The following is an 18,338-nucleotide window of genomic DNA, read 5'->3' on the forward strand; positions in this document are numbered from 1 at the left end:
ATCTGTGTGCGTGGGACGACTCGTGGTGATCGAAGGTCTGGACGGCGCGGGTAAGCGCACACTCGCCGACGCGCTGACCGGTGCGCTGAACGCCGCCGGGGCGAGCGTCACGTCGATCGCGTTCCCGCGCTACGGCGAAAGCGTGCACGCCGACCTCGTCCGTGAAGCGCTGCACCGAGGGCACGGCGACCTCGCCGACTCGGTGTACGGGATGGCGATGCTCTACGCGCTCGACCGCCGGGGCGCGGCCGACGAGATCCGCGCCCGGCTCGCCGGGCACGACGTCGTGCTGCTCGACCGGTACGTCGCGTCGAACGCGGCGTACGGCGCCGCCCGGCTGCACCAGGGCGCGGACGGTGAGTTCGTGCGGTGGCTGCGGGAACTGGAGATCGACCGGTTCGGCCTTCCGGTGCCCGTCGCGCACCTGCTGCTTCGGGTCACCGCCGACGTCGCCGCCGAACGCGCCCAGCGCCGCGCGGAGAGCGACGCCGACCGCGCCCGGGATTCCTTCGAGACCGACGACGCGCTCCAGAAGCGCTGCTCGGTGGTCTACGACGAACTCGCCGCCACCGGCTGGCTCGCTCCCTGGCACGTCCTCGACGGTGTCACCGGTGTCGATACCCCCGCCCTGGCCGCCTCCCTCTTACGCGATTAGTCCTCTAATTGCGTGAGCAGCCACTCGTGAAAGCCGCCGATGTGGTGCTCGGACGGCATGAGCACCCCACCGCCGGCGTAGGCACGGGACGCCATCGCGGGCTGGCAGCGCTCGCACGCGTCGAAGTCCTGCTCGTTGACGCGGTGGAACAACTCCACCGACCGTGAGACGTCCCGCCCGGAAGCGACGACCTCCTTCGAGTAGAGCCAGTCGCATTCGACGACCGTCCGGTCCGGCGCGAGCGGGTACATCCGGTGGAAGATCACGTGGTCCGGCACCAGGTTCACGAACACCTGCGGCCGGATGGTGATCGCGTAGTACCGCCTGTCCTGCTCGCCCGCGACGCCGTCGAGCCTGCCGAACCCCGCGCCTCCGTCGATCGTGAAGCCGTCGACGTCCTCGCCGAATTCGGCGCCGTGCCCGACGTAGTACTGCGCCGCGTAGCCGTCGGCGAACTCCGGCAGGACCTCGGTCAGCTCCGGGTGGATCGTCGCGCAGTGGTAGCACTCCATGAAGTTCTCGACGATCAGTTTCCAGTTCGCCTTGACGTCGTAGGTGATGCGGCGCCCGACCGAGAGTTCGTCGAGGGCGTAGCGCTCCATCGACTCGACGTCGCCGAGCCGTTCCCGCACCGCGCCTTCGACGTCGGCCTCGAACGACGGCGGATCCGCGGCGAGGCAGACCCACGCGTAGCCCAGCCATTCCCGAAGGTGCACGGTGTGCAGCCCGTAGGCGGTGCGGTCGAGGCCGGGGAGGCTCGTCAGATTCGGTGCCGCGACGAGCTTTCCGTCGAGCCCATAGGTCCAAGCGTGGTACGGGCACTGGAACGCGCGTTTCACCGTCCCGGATTCCTCGGTGCACAGCCGGGCGCCCCGGTGGCGGCAGACGTTGAGGAACGCACGCAGCCCGCCGTCCCGTCCCCGGCTGACGATCACGCTCTCGCGTCCGATTTGGACGGTCCGGAAGTTCCCGGGAGACGGCAGATCCGACGCCCGCACGGCGCAGAACCACATGCGCTCGAAGAGCTTTTCCTGTTCGGCCGCGAAGATGCCGGGATCGGTGTAGTACCGGCCACCCAGAGTCGGGATCAGGCCGGCCGCCTGGGGTGGCTGCTCGGTCTGCGTCAACTCGGCACTCCCGTCAACCGGGCGGGATCGAACAGTGCGATCGGGTGCCGGGTGGTGCCGTCCACCACCAGGTCGGCGAGCACTTCACCGACCACCGGCACGAATTTGAAGCCGTGCCCGGAGAAACCACAGGCGACCACCACGCGTTCGTGGGCCGGGTGGCGCGAGATGACGAAGTGCTCGTCCGGGGTGTTGGTGTACATGCAGGTGGCCGCGCGCAGGAAACCGCCGGGCAGCGACGGCATCTTCCGGCCGACGAACTCCGAGATCTCGCCGACCTCTTCGTCGTGCACCGTCCGGTCGATCGTCTCCGGCGTGCATTCCTCGCCGCCGCGGAAGAACGCGACCTTCACACTCCCGGCGTCGTCGTGCGAGGGGAACCCGTAGAACTGGCGGCCGTTCTCGCCTTCCCAGACGTAGATCGGATGCCGTTCGGCGCGGAACGGCTCCGCCCCGCCCGACGGCGCGAACCAGTATTGGACCTGACGTTCGATGGTGAAGTCGATGCCGAGTTCGGTGAGCAGCGACGGCGCCCACGCACCGGGGCAGATCACCAGCTGCCCGGCGGTGTAGAAGTTCTGCGAAGTCCCGACCCGGACACCGGTGGAAGTCTCCTGCCACGAAAGGACTTTCTCCTCGTGGTGCAGGTCCGCCCCGGCCCGCGCGGCGAGTTGCAGATGCGCCGCCACGCTGCCTTCCGGCACCACGAATCCGGCATTGTCCTCGTACAAGGCGACTTCGTGATCAGCCGGATTCATCGTCGGAAACCGCCGCCGGATCTCCGGCGCTTCCAGCAGTTCGTGCGGCAGATCCCATTTCCGGGCGCTCAGCAGGCTTCCCGACACCGTCCGCGAATCCGGGCCGCCCAGCATGATCCCGCCGCAGCGGGTGAAGACCTTCCGGCCGGAGTCGCGCTCGATGCCGTCCCACAGTTCGTGTGCCCGCAACAGAAGCGGGACGTACGCAGGATCCTCGAAATACGACTGCCGCGTGACCCGCGAGCCGCCGTGACTGGAACCGAGGTTGTGCACCGGCGCGAACTGGTCGATCCCCAGCACCCGTTGCCCGCGCTGGGCGAGACGGTACGCGGCGGCGCTGCCCATCCCGCCGAGGCCGATGACGATGACGTCGTAGTGGCTCATGCGGCGCTCCTGATCCGGGTCATGCCGGCGTCGAACAGTGGCTCGGCGGCCACGACGGCGGGGATCCGCTCGCCGAAGTACTCGATCTCCAGTGGCCTCCCCGGTACCGAAAGCCCGGCCGGAAGCCAGGCATACGCGATGTTCTTGCCGATCGTGTAGCCATACGCGGCACTGGTGACGTAACCCGCGGGGCGGCCGTCGGCGTACACCGGTTCCTTGCCGAGCACGACCGTGTACGGGTCGTCGACGGTGAGGCAGGTCAGCTTCCGGCTGACGGTCTCCTCCGAGCGTCCCGCCAGCGCGTCCCGTCCGATGAAGTAGCCCTTGTCCATCCGCACGGCGAAGCCGAGCCCGGCCTCGTACGGGTCGTGTTCCGCGGTGACGTCGGTACCCCACAGGCGATAGCCCTTTTCCAGCCGCATGCTGGAGAAGGCGTCCCGTCCGGCGGCGATGACGCCGTGTTCCTGACCGGCTTCCCAGAGCGTGTCCCACAGTTTGCGGCCCAGGTCGGCGCTCGTGTACAGCTCCCAGCCGAGTTCGCCCACATAGGACAGCCGCATAGCGGTGACCGGTACTTGGCCGATGTAGGCCTGTTTCGTCTTGAAGTAACCCATCGACTGGTGCGAGAAGTCCGTTGTGGACAGTGGCTGAAGGACGGCCCTGGCCAGCGGTCCCCACAGGCCGATGCAGCAGGTGCCCGGGGTGGTCTCGTGGATCTGCGCGGCGCCGTCGCCGGGCAGGTGCCGCCGCAGCCAGTCGACGTCGATGTTCCCGTTGACCCCGACCTGGAACCGTTCGACGCCGATCCTGGCCACGGTCAGGTCGCTGCGCACGCCGCCGTCTTCGTCGAGGAGCAGCGTGTAGGTGACCGAGCCGGGTTTCTTGTCGAGCTGGTTCGTGGTCATGGTCTGCAGGAACGGCAGCGCGCCGGGGCCGGTGACCTCGACGCGTTTCAGCGAGGTCATGTCGAACATCGCGACCCGCCGCCGGGCGGCCAGCGCTTCGGCGCCGCCGATCGGCGACCAGTACCGCGCGGCCCAGTCGTTGCGTGCCGGGACGAGATCGACCTCCGGCAGGTTCGCGTTCGCCTCGTACCAGTGCGGCCGCTCCCAGCCGCCCGCTTCGAGGAAGAACGCGCCGAGTTCCGCCTGCCGCTCGTAGAACGGGCTCGTGCGCAGCGGACGCGGTTCTTCCATGGGCTGCAAGGGATGGACGACGTCGTAGACCTCGACGAAACTCTGGCAACTCCGCGCCATCACGTAGTCGGGCGCGAGGTGCACCCGCTCGAACCGGGCGAGGTCGCAGCCGTGCAGGTCCAGTTCGGGCTGCCCGTCCACCAGCCACTCCGCCATCGCCCGCGCGACACCGGCCGAATGCGTGATCCAGACGGCTTCGGCGACCCAGAACCCGTCGAGGTCCGGGTGCTCGCCGAGCAGAGGCATCCCGTCCGGGGTGAACGAGAACAGGCCGTTGACGCCTTCCTCGACCTTGGCCTCGCCCAGCGACGGCAGGAGCCCGACGGCGGCGGACCACGATTCCTCGAAGTCCGCGGGCGTGAACGCGAGTTCCGACGGCATGCCCTCGCTCGTGCGCGGATCGCCGATCTCCCGGGCGGGCAACGGCATCGGCCGGTGCCCGTAGGCGCCGATGCCGAGCCGGTCGCCGTGTTCGCGGAAGTACAGGTCGGCGTCCTGGTGCCGCAGGATGGGCAAGGTGGCTTCTTCGTGTGCGCCGGCGAGGCCGGGCAGGGGACTGGTCCGCGCGTACTGATGCGCCATCGGCACCAGCGGGATCGCGAGCTCCACCAGTTCGCCGAGCACGGGGCCCCACATACCGGCGCAGGAGATCACGATGTCCGCGCGGAAGGCCTCGGTCTCGGTGGTGACGCCGGTGACCCGGCCACCGGCGCGTTCGACGGCGACGACCTTCTGGTGTGAGAGGAACTTCGCGCCGCGGCCGATCGCGCGCCGCGCCTGCGCCTCCGCCGCCCGCAGGGGTTTGGCCAGGCCGTCGGACGGGATGTGGAACCCGCCGAACACCTTGGCCGGATCGAGCAGCGGATGCAGTTCGGCGCATTCGCCCGGTTCGATCAGCCTGCTCTCCACACCCCACGACGTCGCCCAGCCGTGCCGCCGCCGGAGGTCGGTCAGCCGTTCCGGCGTCGTGGCCACTTCCAGCCCGCCGACCGGCTGGAAGCACCGCTTCCCGTCGAGGTCGAGGCCGCCGTATTTGGCGACGGTGTACCGGGCGAATTCGGTCATCGTGCGGCAGCCGGTGGTCTGGAAGACCAGGCCGGGCGCGTGCGAGCTGGATCCGCCGGTGGTGAACAGGTCGCCCTGCTCCAGCACGGTGAGGTCGGTCCAGCCGCGTTCGGTCAGTTCGTCGGCGATCGCGCAGCCGACGATGCCGGCGCCGATCACGACCACTCGAGGTCGGGGGGTCATGGTGGGAGGAACCTCCTGCCCGCCCAGAGTGTCCACAGTGGACACGCGGGCAACGGGGTGACAGGCGCTGTTGCGGACAAGGCACATTGTTCCGTCTTCAGCAACAAAGTGCGGCACATGCGGCGCGCTGTCAAGAGACCGAAAAGGTCGGCCTCTTCAACTCGCGCGTGCTATGAACGGCCCGTTACTTGCAAAATTTGCAAGTAACGGGCCGTTCATAGCGCGCGGTGGGGCCGTGAGCGGGCCGTTCACGTCACTCCGCGAAATACCCCAGCTGGGCCGAGAGGTCCGCGGAGGCTTCGGCCATCGGCCGCACGATCTGCCGCACGCGCTGCTTCGAAAGCCGGTACGACGGGCCGGACGCGCTGATCGCCGCGATGACGTCGCCGCCGGGGCCGAGCACCGGCACCGCGACGGCGTGCATCCCCAGCTCCAGTTCCTCGAAGCAGGCCGCGTAACCGCCCTCGGCGACCCTGTCGAGTTCGGCGGTCAGCTCGTCCGCGTCCACGGTGGTCCGCGGGGTGAACTGTTCGAGTTTCCGCCGGAGCAAACGTTTGCGCTCGACGTCGCCCATATGTGCGAGCAGGATCTTCCCGCTGGACGTCGCGTGCAGCGGCGTGCGCTGGCCGGTCCAGTTCTGCGTGGTGATCGCGGCCGCGCCGCGGGCCTGGCTGATGTTGATCGCGACCCCGTCGTCGGCGATCGCGATGTTGACCGTCTCGCCGAGCGACTCGGCCAGGTCCTGACAGGTCTGCCTGCCCAGTTTCGCCAGGTCCATACGGCCGGTGGCGGCGCCGGCGAGCCGGACGATGCCGAAGCCGATCGCGTATTTGCCCCGCTCGCCGAGCTGCTCGACGAGACCCCGGTTCTCCAGGACGCTCAGCAGGCGCGAAGCCGTCGACTTGTGCACGCCGAGCTCGCCCGCGATCTCCGTGATCCCCGTTTCCCCGTTGCGCGCCAGCAGTTCCAGCACGCTGATCGCACGGTCGACGGACTGCACCTGACTGGGTGTTGCGTTCCCCGGATCCTGGTTCCGCATGACGCAACAGTAGCCGTTTCGCCCGGATCCGCTCGGCTGAGTGGGCGAATCCCTTGACGCACCGGATCCTCAGGGGGATTGTTGCGCAGAGCACGTCCCGTCTCGTAATACGCAACATCAACGAATCCGCCGTCTGGTCCTTTCCCCGGAGGCCCCGATGATCCGTGCCTGTGCTGTTTCCGATCTGCCCGAAGGCGAAGCCCTCCGGATCGAGGGGCCCATGCCCGTCTCGATCTTCCATGCCGAGGGCGGGTTCTACGCCCTGGACGACACCTGCACCCACCAGGACGCGTCGCTCGCCGACGGCTGGATCGAGGGGTGCTTCGTCGAATGCCCGTTGCACGCCGCGCAGTTCGACCTGCGGACCGGCGTCCCGAACTGCCTGCCCGCGAAGCACGCCGTGCGTACGTATCCGGTCGTCGTCGAGGACGGGATGATCTACGTGGACACGGCGGCACCCGAGATCCAGCGGGACGTGGCTTGAGAACCGTCGCCGTCGTCGGAACGTCGCTGGCCGGGCTTCGTTCGGCGCAGGAGTTGCGCTCGCGAGGTTACGACGGACGGCTGGTGCTGATCGGCGCGGAACCGCCTTACGACCGGCCGCCGCTGTCGAAGGATTTCTTGCTGGGCAAGGTTTCCGCCGACGACCTCGCGCTCGCGGACCAGGACGACCTCGACGCGCTGGACGCCGAATGGCATCTCGGTGTCCGTGCCGAGAAGCTCGGCGCGGACGGCGTGACGCTCGATGACGGCACCACGATCGCCGCGGACGGCTACGTGATCGCGACCGGAGCCCGGGCCAGAACCCTGGGCCCGGCAAGGAATCTGAAGGGCGTCCACACCTTGAGGACGCTCGGCGACGCCGTCGGCCTGAAGCGGGAACTCGCGGCCGGGCCCGCTTCCGTGGTCGTCATCGGTGCCGGTTTCATCGGCGCCGAGGTCGCGTCCGCCTGCCGCCTGCTCGGCCACGACGTGACGGTGATCGAGGCGATGCCCGTGCCGCTCGCCCCGGTCGTCGGCGCCGGAATGGGTGCGGTGTGCGGTGAACTGCACACCGAGGGCGACGTCCGGCTGATCACCGGCGTCGCCGTCGCCGGGTTCACCGGCGCCGATCGCGTCACCGGTGTGCGGCTCGCGGACGGCCGCGAACTGACGGCCGACCTCGTCGTCGCCGGGGTGGGCGCGCGACCCTCGACCGAATGGCTCACCGGTTCCGGGCTCGCCGTCGACGACGGGGTGCTGGTCGATTCCGGCTGTGTCACAGTGAATCCCCGAGTGATCGCGGTGGGTGACGTCGCGCGGTACCGCTGTCGCCTTCGCGGCAGAAGGATCCGCGCCGAACACTGGACCGCCGCGAACGAGCAGGCGGGCGTCGCGGTGGAGAACCTGCTCGCGGGCTCGACCGTCACGCATTTCGCACGACACGGTTACTTCTGGTCCGATCAGTACGGACGCCGGATCCAGTTCGCCGGAGTGGCCACGGACGACGTGCGCGTCGTCGAAGGCGATGTCGTTTCGAAGCGTTTCGTCGCCACCTATCACCGTGATGACATCCTGACCGGCGTCTTCGCCATCGACTCGCCACGGCCGTTCACCAAGCTCAGACGCGCCCTCTAGGGGCCGAAGACCCTACTCGGATGGAGCAATTTGCCCGTTTCGATGATCTTTCTGGTGGTCACATCGCCGGGTCGCGCGCCCGCGCGATGAAACTAGTGCGAACATAGGTTTATGAAGGCACGTGTTCTGGTCGTCGACGACGACCCTGCTCTCGCGGAGATGCTCACCATCGTGCTGCGTGGGGAGGGGTTCGACACAGCCGTCGTGGCCGACGGCTCACGAGCGCTTCCCGCGCTGCGTGAGCTGAAACCGGACCTCGTCCTGCTCGACCTCATGCTCCCCGGGATGAACGGCATCGACGTCTGCAAGGCGATCCGGGCCGAGTCCGGCGTGCCGATCGTGATGCTCACCGCCAAGAGCGACACCGTCGACATCGTCCTCGGGCTCGAGTCGGGCGCGGACGACTATGTGGTCAAGCCCTTCAAGCCGAAGGAGCTCGTGGCCCGCGTCCGGGCCAGGATGCGTCGCACCGAGGCCGAGCCCGCCGAGTCGCTGACGATCGGCGATCTCGCGATCGACGTCCCCGGCCACGAGGTCACGCGGGAGGGCAAGGCCATCCCGCTGACCCCGCTCGAGTTCGACCTGCTGGTCGCGCTGGCCCGCAAGCCGCGTCAGGTGTTCACCCGCGAGGTGCTGCTCGAGCAGGTGTGGGGTTACCGCCACGCCGCCGACACCCGGCTGGTGAACGTCCACGTCCAGCGGCTGCGCTCGAAGGTGGAGAAGGATCCGGAACACCCCGAGGTGGTGTTGACCGTTCGCGGCGTCGGGTACAAGGCGGGTCCGCCGTGATCACCCCATGAGAGAACGCCTCCCTTCGTTCGCCCAGGCTGAGTCCACGAGCTCTCCGCAGGATCCTCAGCCGAAAAGCGTTCTTCGAGCCACGATGCGCCACATCCGGCGCATCGTGGTTTTCGTGCGCCGTAAGGCCGTTTCGTTCAACGATCTGTGGCGGCATTCGCTGCAGTTCCGCGTCACCGTGTCCACGCTGGCGCTGTCGTCGGCCGTGGTGTTCGTGCTCGGCATGGTGCTGCAGAACCAGATCACCGACCGGCTGGTGGAGACCAAGCAGAACGCGGCGATCGCGCAGACCAAGGCGGTCGTCGAAACCGCGGCCTCCGAGCTGGTCGGCGTCGGCACCGAATCGCCCGAGGCGATGATCGCGCGGCTCACCAACGCGTTGAAGAAGATCTCCAGCACGACCACGTCGCAGGACGGCGCCGGGTCGGCCGCGGGCACCTTCGAACCGGTGCTCGCCGCGGGCGGCCGCGACCAGTCGAGCTCGCCGGTGGCCGCCGGCCCCTATGACAAGGTGCCGGTGCGGCTGCGCCAGTTCGTGGAGACCGAGCAGATCAGCCATCTGATGCACACCGTCACCGAGGCCGACGGCGGCAAGACGACGTATCTGATCGTCGGGGCCCCGTTGACCACGATGGTCAACCCGCTCCAGCTGTACCTGCTCTATCCGCTGACCAGCGAGCAGAACACCGTCTCGACCGTGCAGAACACGCTGCTCGTCGGCGGTCTCGTGCTGCTGCTCCTGCTGGCGGGCATCACGAACCTGGTCACCCGGCAGGTGGTCCGGCCGGTCCGCCAGGCCGCCGCGGCGGCCGAACAGTTCGCGGGCGGTGACCTGGACCAGCGGCTCGCCGTGCTCGGCGAGGACGACCTGGCCAAACTCGCCGTTTCCTACAACGGGATGGCCGCGAGCATCCAGCGGCAGATCCGCCAGCTGGAGGACTTCGGCGGTCTGCAGCGCCGGTTCACCTCCGACGTCTCCCACGAACTGCGGACGCCGCTGACCACCGTCCGGATGGCCGCCGACGTGCTGCACGCCTCGCGCGAGCAGTTCCCGGCCGGGCTCGCCCGGTCCACCGAACTGCTGGTCGACGAGCTCGACCGGTTCGAGGCCCTGCTCGGCGACCTGCTGGAGATCAGCAGGCTCGACGCGGGTGTGGAGGAACTGTCCGCCGAACTGATCGACGTCCGGCCGATCGCGACCAGGGCCGTCGAACAGGTCCGGGTGATCGCCGGGAACGCGGGCAGTTCGGTCGAACTGGTGCTGCCCGACGACGAGTCGTCCGCCGACGTCGACTCGCGCCGGGTCGAGCGGATCCTGCGTAACCTGCTGGCTAACGCGGTGGACCACAGTGAAGGGAAACCGGTGGAGCTGACCCTCGCGGTCAACGAGACCGCCGTCGCCATCACGGTGCGCGATCACGGCGTCGGGCTCCGGCCGGGCGAGGCGGAACTGGTGTTCAACCGGTTCTGGCGCGCCGACCCCTCCCGGAACCGCCGCACCGGCGGCACTGGGCTCGGCCTGGCGATCAGCCAGGAGGACGCGCGGCTGCACGGCGGTGTCCTCGACGCCTGGGGCGAACCCGGATACGGCGCCTGTTTCCGGCTCGTGCTGCCGCGGCACCAGGACACGCCGATGGGGGAGAGCCCGTTGATCCTGCCGCCACCGGACGCCAAGGTGAGCGACGCGCACGGTTCGCCGTCCGGCCTGCTCGAAGTCCGGCCCGCGCCCGAGGCGATCCTCGCCGAACCCGAGGAGGTCGGCCGGTGAAAAGGCTGCTCGCCCTGCTCGCGGTGTGCCTGCTCCTGGCCGGCTGCGCGAATATCCCGCTCGAATCGCAGCCCGTCGTCGTCCCGGGGGACAAGGCCGGGCAGACGCCGGTGGACGTGCCCGAGCCGGAGGCCGGGATCGACCCGTTGACCGTCGCCCGCAAGTTCGTCCGCACGTCCGCGGAGCCGGGGGCCGCGAACGCGGGCGCGAGGGTCTACCTGGACGACGAGGCCCGGCGCACGTGGAAGCCGTCGCCCGGGCTGACGATCATCGACGACACGTTCGGCACCGTGTACGAAACCTCGGTGCCCTCGGGCGACCCGAGCGAACAGGTGGTGACCGTCCGAGGGTTCAAACTCGGCACGCTCAGCCCCGACAGCGCGTTCATCCCCCAGAAGGGTGACTACGCGACGCAGTTCAAGCTGCGGAAGCAGCAGAACGGCCAGTGGCGGATCGTGAACCCGCCCCAGGACCTCGCGGTCATCGAGACGGACTTCTCGGTCAACTACTTCCGGGTGCCGGTCAGCTTCTATTCGCCCGATTCCGGCGCCTTCGTGCCCGACCTCCGTTACGTCGCGGCCAAGCCGCAGTCCGGGCTGCCGGGCCGCGTGATGGACCTGGTGCTGCAGGGCCCCTCGGACGGGCTGAAAGGCGCGGTCAAGGACCTGCTCGGCGACCAGATCATCACCGACACCAACGTGCGCAGCCAGGACGACGGGACACTGGTCGTCGCCCTCGCCAAGGTCGGCGAGCTCAGCTTCGCGGACCGGAGTCTCATCGCCGCGCAGATCGTCCTCTCCCTGCAGACGGTGACGCTGAGCCGTATCCGGCTGCTGGCCGACGGCGCCCCGCTGGTGCCGGGTCACGAGTACTGGCGCGCCAGCGAACTGCTCGCGTACAACGCCAGCGTCGCGCCCAGTTCCGACCTGAACGGGCTGATGACCGTGAACGGGCGGGTGCGGTCGCTCGGCGACGGTGCCCCGGTCGACGGACCGGCGGGCAACGGCGGCTACAAGGTCGTCAGCGCCGCGCAATCCGTCGACGGGAAACGGCTCGCCGTGGTCGAAGAACGCGACGGCAGACAGTGGCTGCGGGTCGGCGAACTGGGCCGTGACCTCGGCTCGGTGGACCTGTTCGGCGGCAGCCTGAGCCGCCCGACCTGGCGGCCGGTCGCCCCCGGCGGCGGCGTCTCGAGCGAGGTCTGGACGGTCGTCGACCACACGACGGTCGCGAGGGTCACGCTGGCCGCAGATGGGCGCTGGGTGAACACCGGCGTCGACGCGACCGCGCTCACCGGGATCGGCCAGATCACCGAACTGCGGCTTTCGCGCGACGGCTCCCGGCTGGCCGCGGTCGTCAACGGCCAGCTGGTGATCGCCTCGATCGTCCGGACGGCGGACTCGGTGGCCCTGCGGTCACCGCGGGCGCTGCAGGAACGCGAGCTCAAGGACGTCGTCGACGTCGACTGGGCGACGCAGGACCACCTCATCGTCGCGACGTCGTCGACCTCGCTGCCGGTGGTCAAGGTGCCGCTGGACGGGCAGCGGATGGACACGTTCAACAGCTCGAACCTGACCCCGCCGGTGCACGGCGTCACCGCCGCACCGAACAAGCCGAACCTGGTCGCCGACGCCGGCGGGCTGTGGGTCGCTTCCGAGCTGGGCGAGGTCTGGCGGCCGCAGGCGCACACGGTCACCGACGCGGACCCCTTCTACCCGGGCTGAGCGCCCGCTGGTCGGGAGTGGCCATTCGTTCCGCGTGGTCACGGGCTGACGATGCAGGAATTGGGACACTCAACGTCCCAATTCCTGCATCATCAGCCTCACTCCCGCCTTCGTGTCGCCCGCCCGCCCGACCGGCCAGGCAAGTCAGGTCCCGGCGGGAGCAAGGGACCTTTGGTATCGCTAGTTTTCCTAGCAGTGCTAATCAGCCATGAGCGCACGCGCTTCCAGCGAGACCTTCTCTCGACTGCGCACATGACGGGTCACCTCAGGGCCGGAAGTGTCCAAAGCGGACCTTTCGCGACAAAACCGGCCCGGAAGTGTCGGAGCCACCGGCGACACTCGCCGCCATGACCCACCTCCTGGACCTCCTCATCCCCGCCCGCTGCGCTGCCTGCGGAAAGCCCGGCGCCCCGTGTTGCACCACCTGTCAGACCGCTTGGGGTTCGCTCAGCGAGATCGCCCGCGGCCCGACCAGCGGACTCGTCCCCGCGTACGCCCTGGCCCGCTACGCCGACGAAGCACGCCGCCTGATCCTCGCCTACAAGGAACGCGGCCGCCGCGACCTCGCGCCGTACCTCGGGCGAGCCGTCGCCGAAGCCCTGCCCCACCTGCCCTGTCTGCCCCACGCGACGGCCACCGGACACTGCCTCGTCCCGGTCCCGTCCCGGCGGCACGCCTCGCGCGTCCGCGGCGGCCCGCATATCGAGCGACTGGCCGTGGAGTGCGCGAAAGCTTTGGCGGAGAAGGGGATCCCGGTGGCCGTCGCGCCCGCGCTCAAGCTCAGGCCGGGCGTCCGCGACGCTGCCGGACTCACCCGGGCCGAGCGGGCGGCGAACCTCGACGGCCGCGTCCGCCTGGTCCCCGGCGCCGCCCCGCCGGGGGGTGCGGCGGTCATTCTTCTTGACGACGTGATCACAACCGGAGCGACGGTCGCCGCTTGTGTACGAATGTTGGATGCAAGCGGAATTCACGTTTCCGCAGTTGTTGCACTGGCCGCCGCCGGGTGATCGGCTAGTCACCTACAAGAGTGATGAATGATCGGGAACGGGAATGGGTACAACGTCGTTGACGGGATATGAGGGAGCTTCCGGGGAACACATCGGGCGCCCGCCACTCCACCGGGGTGGCGGCGGATTCCCCGGAGTGCGTCACCCTCGGCTTTTCCTTGTCCGAAGGCTTGCGCCGTCCGCGTGAAAACACCTCACCGGGACGACGCACTACAGGTCGGATTGCCCCGCTGGCCACGGCCGCTTCGTCGCGTGCGGTGACGAGGTCTCACGTCCTGATATCCCCCGGCTCGGGGGCTGTTGCTCGCGGCGTGATGCAGCTAACGTGCAGCGCTATCAGCAATCCCGGCAGGCAGGGAGGTGACCAGCCCATGTCTCTGGCGCCGGAGCCGCGCTGAGTCCGCGCTCGGGCATCCGACACGAGACGTCGTGGCCGTATCCCGAGTTCTCTCATCGCCCGCTAACACGGGCTTCGTCCCCGCTTTACCGGCGCCCTACTGAACACATCTACAGCTCGCAGTCATTTCAGCGAGGGAGGTCGTGTATGGACATCGTCGTTAAGGGCCGCAACGTGGAGGTGCCCGAGCACTATCGGGCACTCGTCAGTGAAAAGCTGGCCCGGCTAGAGCGCTACGACAAGAAGGTCATCCGTTACGACGTGGAGCTCTTCCATGAGCCCAATCGCAGGCAGTCGAAGAACTGCCAGCGCGTCGAAATCACCGGGAAGGGCCGGGGCCCCGCCGTACGCGCCGAAGCGTGTGCTGGCGACTTCTACGCAGCGCTGGATTCCGCACTCACCAAGCTCGAGAACAGGTTGCGGAAGACACACGACCGCCGGCGCGTGCACTACGGCCGCAGCCGCCCGGAATCCGTCGCCGAGGCGACTTCGATGGCGGCCGCCGGTGGCATGACCACCGATTCCGGAACTCTGGCAGGCACCGCTGTGCTCGAAGCGCCCGAGGCCGAACCCATGGCCAACGGTTTCGCTGTCGGGAGCGGTGACGACTTCGAGATGCCCCAGCAGCGCTGGGATGACGGGGTGACCGAACATCAGCCCGGTCGCGTCGTCCGCGAGAAGAAGCACGACGCGGAACCCATGACGGTGGATCAGGCCCTCTACGAGATGGAACTGGTCGGCCACGACTTCTATCTGTTCAACGACTCCGACGCCGGCTGTCCGAGCGTCGTCTACCGGAGGCGAGGCTTCGACTACGGCGTCATCCGGCTCAGCTAGCCGGACCTACACGCCCACAGCGTCCGATACGGCGGCCCGCACGAGTTCGCGTGCGGGCCGCCGTCGCGTCCTGTCCAGGGGACACGCACCTCAATCACGAGGTCCCGACGGACGGTGCGTGCGCGAACACCGAGGTGTTCCCTACGATGGGGTCGGACGGTGGTGCGTTACCGGTGCGCCACCGCGTACGAGATTGCCCGGGATCGGCTCGGGTGCGATCACCAAATCAGCTAGTGAGGTCGACCGGATGGTGCTGAACCGCCTGCTCCGCGCGGGCGAGGGCAAGATGGTGAAGCGGCTGCGCAACATCGCCGATCACATCAACACTCTCGAAGACGACGTCAAGGAACTCTCGGACGCTGCCTTGCGCGCGAAGACCGACGAGTTCCGCAAGCGGCACGCGGACGGCGAGTCCCTCGACGACCTCCTGCCGGAGGCGTTCGCGGTGGCCAGGGAGGCCGCGTGGCGAGTGCTCGGCCAGCGGCCCTACGACGTCCAGCTGATGGGCGGCGCGGCGCTGCACCTCGGCCAGGTGTCGGAGATGAAGACCGGTGAGGGCAAGACCCTGACCCAGGTGCTCCCCGCGTACCTGAACGCGGTGGCCGGCAAGGGCGTGCACGTCATCACGGTGAACGACTACCTCGCCAAACGTGACGCCGAGTGGATGGGCCGCATCCACCGCTTCCTCGGCCTCGAGGTCGGCGTCATCCTCGCCGACCAGTCGCCCGAGATCCGCCGCCAGCAGTACGCGGCCGACATCACGCACGGCACGAACAACGAGTTCGGCTTCGACTACCTGCGCGACAACATGGCGTGGAGCCTCGAAGACTGCGTCCAGCGCGGCCACAACTTCGCCATCGTCGACGAGGTGGACTCCATCCTCATCGACGAGGCGCGGACCCCGCTGATCATCTCGGGCCCGGCGGACCAGTCCTCGCGCTGGTACGTCGAGTTCGCGCGGCTGACCCCGCTGATGAAGGTGGACATCCACTACGACGTCGACATCCGCAAGCGCACCGTCGGTGTCAGTGAGAAGGGTGTCGCGTTCGTCGAGGACCAGCTCGGTATCGAGAACCTCTACGAGGCCGCGAACACGCCGCTGGTCGGCTACCTGAACAACGCGCTGAAGGTCAAGGAACTCTACAAGCGCGACAAGGACTACATCGTCCGCGACGGCGAGGTCCTGATCGTCGACGAGTTCACCGGCCGCATCCTGCACGGCCGCCGCTACAACGAGGGCATGCACCAGGCGATCGAGGCCAAGGAAGGCGTCGAGATCAAGGCCGAGAACCAGACTCTCGCCACGATCACGCTGCAGAACTACTTCCGGCTCTACGGCAAGCTGTCCGGTATGACCGGTACCGCCGAGACCGAGGCTGCCGAGTTCCACCAGACCTACAAGCTGGGTGTGGTGCAGATCCCGACCAACAAGCCGATGGTCCGCGCCGACCAGGCCGACCTGATCTACAAGACCGAGCAGGCCAAGTTCGAGGCCGTCGCCGAGGACATCGCCGAGCGGAACGAGAAGGGCCAGCCGGTACTGGTCGGCACCACGAGTGTCGAGAAGTCCGAGCACCTGTCGAAGCTGCTGCTCAAGCTGGGTGTCCCGCACGAGGTCCTCAACGCCAAGCACCACGACCGGGAGGCGCTCATCGTCGCCCGCGCCGGGCGCAAGGGCGCGGTCACCGTCGCCACCAACATGGCCGGCCGTGGTACCGACATCGTCCTGGGCGGCAACCCGGACCTCATCGCCGACGAGGTGCTGCGGCAGCGCGGCCTCGACCCGGTGGAGCACTCCGAGGAGTACGAGGCCGCTTGGCCGAAGGTGCTCGAAGACATCCAGGCCGAGACCAAGGCCGAGGCCGGCGAGGTCCGTGACGCCGGCGGCCTGTACGTGCTCGGCACCGAGCGGCACGAGTCGCGCCGGATCGACAACCAGCTCCGCGGTCGTTCCGGCCGTCAGGGTGACCCGGGCGAGTCCCGGTTCTACCTGTCGCTGGGTGACGAGCTCATGCGCCGCTTCAACGCGACGATGGTCGAGCGGGTCATGACCACCATGCGGCTGCCGGACGACGTGCCGATCGAGCACAAGATGGTCTCCAAGGCCATCAAGAGCGCTCAGACGCAGGTCGAGATGCAGAACATGGAGATCCGCAAGAACGTCCTCAAGTACGACGAGGTGATGAACGAGCAGCGCAAGGTGATCTACGCCGAGCGCCTGCGCGTCCTCGAAGGCGAGGACATGCGTGAGCAGATCGAGCACATGCTGGTCGACGTCATCAACGCCTATGTCACCGAGGAGACCTCTTCGGGCTACGCCGAGGACTGGGACCACGAGAAGCTGTGGACGGCACTGAAGACGCTGTACCCGGTCAAGGTCACCTGGGAAGAGCTCACCGAGGACGACGACCTGGACGCCGACAGGCTGCGCGAAGCGCTGCTCGATGACGCCCACCACGCCTACGACGAGCGTGAGGCCGACATCGACGCCAAGGTCGGCGAAGGCGCGATGCGCAGCCTGGAGCGCCAGGTGATGCTCACCGTGCTCGACCGCAAGTGGCGTGAGCACCTCTACGAGATGGACTATCTCAAGGAGGGCATCGGCATGCGCGCCCTCGCGCAGCGTGACCCGGTGATCGAGTATCAGCGCGAGGGTTACGACATGTTCAAGGCGATGCTGGAGTCGCTGAAGGAGGAGGCCGTCGGCTTCCTGTTCAACCTCCAGGTCGAGCAGGCCGAGCCCACCGCGCCGTCGCCCGAGGCCGCGTCCGCGTTGCCCGCGGGTGTCTCGTCCGGGAACGGCCAGGCCGGCGGCGATGGGCGCCACGCCCGTCCGGCGCCTCCGCAGGGCCCGGCGACCGACACCGAATCCGTGCCGAACGCGTTGCGGGGCAAGGGACTCGGCGGCGGTTCGCAGAGCAACCTGACCCTGTCTGGCCCGTCCGAGGACGGCGGCGTCGAGTCGCATTCGGACAGTGGCGACGGCGACGGTGACGACCAGAGCGGGACCCGCCGGGAGCGTCGCGCCGCGCAGCGCGCCGCCCAGAAGAAGGGCAAGAAGGGCCCGCGCCGCTAAGCAGCACCTGAAGGGGCCTCTCACCGCATGAAAGCGCGGTGAGGGGCCCCTTTCTCATGCCGTGAGGCGGAGACCGGGGCCGCGGGAAGGCTCCAGCAGGTGGAAACGGGTGCACAGCCAGCCGGACTCGGTCCGCTCGAAACGGGCGGCCAGGGCGAGGAAACGGCTCCCGTGTTCGACGGTCGCGCAGGCCTCGATCGCCCCGTCGGCCGGATGGCATACGTGCAGGGACCGGGGCCGGTAGCCGCTTTCCGGACGGGGGCGACGGCGGTCGAGCAGCACGCCGTAGAGCGCGGGATCCAGCAGCGGCCGGACCTGGATCACCGGACGGCGCCCGTCGCAGGCCTCCAGGATCGTGGTCAGCAGCCTGCCGATCTGACGGCCGCCGAGTGTCTCCGGCACCTGCTGCGGCAGGGGCGCCGTCCGGAGCCGCCCGCCGTGCAGGGGCAGGTCCAGCACGAGCTGATCGTCCGGCCGTGGAACGCGGTGCACCGTCCGGCTCCGGCGGCTCACCGTCCGGCAGGCAGGCTCGCAGTCCTTCAGCGGTCTCAGTACGTACATCGCCATCAGGTCGTCCCCCTTCGCGGCCCCCTCGGCCGCGCCCAGCTATAAGGGACCGAGGGGAGTGCGCTCGGTGACAGGGACCGCCCGAGCGGATGAAACCGCCCGTTTCCCCACCGGCGCCCGGGATCGTGCGGTAGTCCGCT

Annotated in this window: 14 protein-coding genes; 9 read left to right on the forward strand and 5 right to left on the reverse strand. The window is 68.6% G+C overall.

All coding sequences use genetic code 11. From position 1 onward, the window contains the following. Nucleotides 1-22: 22 nt before the first annotated feature. On the forward strand, nucleotides 23-655 hold the full coding sequence (locus tag ACLJRL_RS00085) for a dTMP kinase (protein WP_410655109.1): 633 nt from the start codon (nucleotides 23-25) through the stop codon (nucleotides 653-655). Here the strand turns inward: ACLJRL_RS00085 and ACLJRL_RS00090 are convergent. From ACLJRL_RS00090 to ACLJRL_RS00105, 4 genes are all read right to left on the reverse strand, one after another. Continuing rightward, entirely contained in the window at nucleotides 652-1,782 is a 1,131-nt protein-coding gene (locus ACLJRL_RS00090) for an aromatic ring-hydroxylating oxygenase subunit alpha (protein WP_410653893.1), read from the reverse strand. The genes ACLJRL_RS00085 and ACLJRL_RS00090 overlap by 4 nt on opposite strands. Then, nucleotides 1,779-2,924, reverse strand: a complete 1,146-nt coding sequence (gene solA, locus ACLJRL_RS00095; RefSeq protein WP_410653894.1) for an N-methyl-L-tryptophan oxidase — start codon at nucleotides 2,922-2,924, stop codon at nucleotides 1,779-1,781. The genes ACLJRL_RS00090 and solA overlap by 4 nt, the downstream gene beginning before the upstream one ends. Further along, nucleotides 2,921-5,368, reverse strand: a complete 2,448-nt coding sequence (locus ACLJRL_RS00100; RefSeq protein ID WP_410653895.1) for a GcvT family protein — start codon at nucleotides 5,366-5,368, stop codon at nucleotides 2,921-2,923. The genes solA and ACLJRL_RS00100 overlap by 4 nt, the downstream gene beginning before the upstream one ends. Nucleotides 5,369-5,621: 253 nt before the next feature. Continuing rightward, complete coding sequence (locus tag ACLJRL_RS00105; protein ID WP_410653896.1) at nucleotides 5,622-6,407, reverse strand: IclR family transcriptional regulator; 786 nt, start codon at nucleotides 6,405-6,407, stop codon at nucleotides 5,622-5,624. A gap of 157 nt (nucleotides 6,408-6,564) precedes the next feature. Between ACLJRL_RS00105 and ACLJRL_RS00110 the strand changes: the two genes are divergently transcribed. The 8 genes from ACLJRL_RS00110 to secA all read left to right on the forward strand — a co-directional run bounded on the left by ACLJRL_RS00110 (nucleotide 6,565) and on the right by secA (nucleotide 17,631). Then, complete coding sequence (locus tag ACLJRL_RS00110) at nucleotides 6,565-6,891, forward strand: bifunctional 3-phenylpropionate/cinnamic acid dioxygenase ferredoxin subunit (protein ID WP_410653897.1); 327 nt, start codon at nucleotides 6,565-6,567, stop codon at nucleotides 6,889-6,891. Beyond that, entirely contained in the window at nucleotides 6,888-8,024 is a 1,137-nt protein-coding gene (locus ACLJRL_RS00115) for an NAD(P)/FAD-dependent oxidoreductase (RefSeq protein WP_410653898.1), read from the forward strand. Before ACLJRL_RS00110 ends, ACLJRL_RS00115 begins: the two co-directional genes overlap by 4 nt. 111 nt (nucleotides 8,025-8,135) lie before the next feature. Continuing rightward, entirely contained in the window at nucleotides 8,136-8,813 is a 678-nt protein-coding gene (gene mtrA / locus ACLJRL_RS00120; RefSeq protein WP_005150760.1) for an MtrAB system response regulator MtrA, read from the forward strand. 94 nt (nucleotides 8,814-8,907) lie between these two features. Beyond that, complete coding sequence (mtrB, locus tag ACLJRL_RS00125) at nucleotides 8,908-10,590, forward strand: MtrAB system histidine kinase MtrB (protein WP_410653899.1); 1,683 nt, start codon at nucleotides 8,908-8,910, stop codon at nucleotides 10,588-10,590. Further along, entirely contained in the window at nucleotides 10,587-12,314 is a 1,728-nt protein-coding gene (locus ACLJRL_RS00130; protein ID WP_410653900.1) for an LpqB family beta-propeller domain-containing protein, read from the forward strand. Before mtrB ends, ACLJRL_RS00130 begins: the two co-directional genes overlap by 4 nt. 347 nt (nucleotides 12,315-12,661) lie before the next feature. Then, on the forward strand, nucleotides 12,662-13,321 hold the full coding sequence (locus tag ACLJRL_RS00135; RefSeq protein ID WP_410653901.1) for a ComF family protein: 660 nt from the start codon (nucleotides 12,662-12,664) through the stop codon (nucleotides 13,319-13,321). A 544-nt stretch (nucleotides 13,322-13,865) separates the two neighbouring features. Then, entirely contained in the window at nucleotides 13,866-14,555 is a 690-nt protein-coding gene (gene hpf / locus ACLJRL_RS00140) for a ribosome hibernation-promoting factor, HPF/YfiA family (protein ID WP_410653902.1), read from the forward strand. Between the two features lie 247 nt (nucleotides 14,556-14,802). Continuing rightward, nucleotides 14,803-17,631 (forward strand): preprotein translocase subunit SecA, encoded by a 2,829-nt coding sequence (secA, locus tag ACLJRL_RS00145; RefSeq protein WP_410653903.1) that lies wholly within the window; start codon nucleotides 14,803-14,805, stop codon nucleotides 17,629-17,631. A 54-nt stretch (nucleotides 17,632-17,685) separates the two neighbouring features. Here the strand turns inward: secA and ACLJRL_RS00150 are convergent, their stop codons facing one another. Further along, nucleotides 17,686-18,198 (reverse strand): Rv3235 family protein, encoded by a 513-nt coding sequence (locus ACLJRL_RS00150; protein WP_410653904.1) that lies wholly within the window; start codon nucleotides 18,196-18,198, stop codon nucleotides 17,686-17,688. Nucleotides 18,199-18,338: the final 140 nt, after the last annotated feature.

Origin of the sequence: Amycolatopsis sp. lyj-112, from assembly GCF_046549055.1 — a bacterium.
In the GTDB taxonomy this organism is placed as follows: Bacteria; Actinomycetota; Actinomycetes; order Mycobacteriales; family Pseudonocardiaceae; genus Amycolatopsis.

Coding starts and splice junctions, on each gene's coding strand:
- solA (WP_410653894.1), bottom strand. CDS start 2,924: ATGAGCCACTACGACGTCATCGTCATCGGCCTCGGCGGGATGGGCAGC.
- ACLJRL_RS00100 (WP_410653895.1), bottom strand. CDS start 5,368: ATGACCCCCCGACCTCGAGTGGTCGTGATCGGCGCCGGCATCGTCGGC.
- ACLJRL_RS00105 (WP_410653896.1), bottom strand. CDS start 6,407: ATGCGGAACCAGGATCCGGGGAACGCAACACCCAGTCAGGTGCAGTCC.
- ACLJRL_RS00110 (WP_410653897.1), top strand. CDS start 6,565: ATGATCCGTGCCTGTGCTGTTTCCGATCTGCCCGAAGGCGAAGCCCTC.
- mtrA (WP_005150760.1), top strand. CDS start 8,136: ATGAAGGCACGTGTTCTGGTCGTCGACGACGACCCTGCTCTCGCGGAG.
- mtrB (WP_410653899.1), top strand. CDS start 8,908: ATGCGCCACATCCGGCGCATCGTGGTTTTCGTGCGCCGTAAGGCCGTT.
- ACLJRL_RS00135 (WP_410653901.1), top strand. CDS start 12,662: ATGACCCACCTCCTGGACCTCCTCATCCCCGCCCGCTGCGCTGCCTGC.
- hpf (WP_410653902.1), top strand. CDS start 13,866: ATGGACATCGTCGTTAAGGGCCGCAACGTGGAGGTGCCCGAGCACTAT.
- secA (WP_410653903.1), top strand. CDS start 14,803: ATGGTGCTGAACCGCCTGCTCCGCGCGGGCGAGGGCAAGATGGTGAAG.
- ACLJRL_RS00150 (WP_410653904.1), bottom strand. CDS start 18,198: ATGGCGATGTACGTACTGAGACCGCTGAAGGACTGCGAGCCTGCCTGC.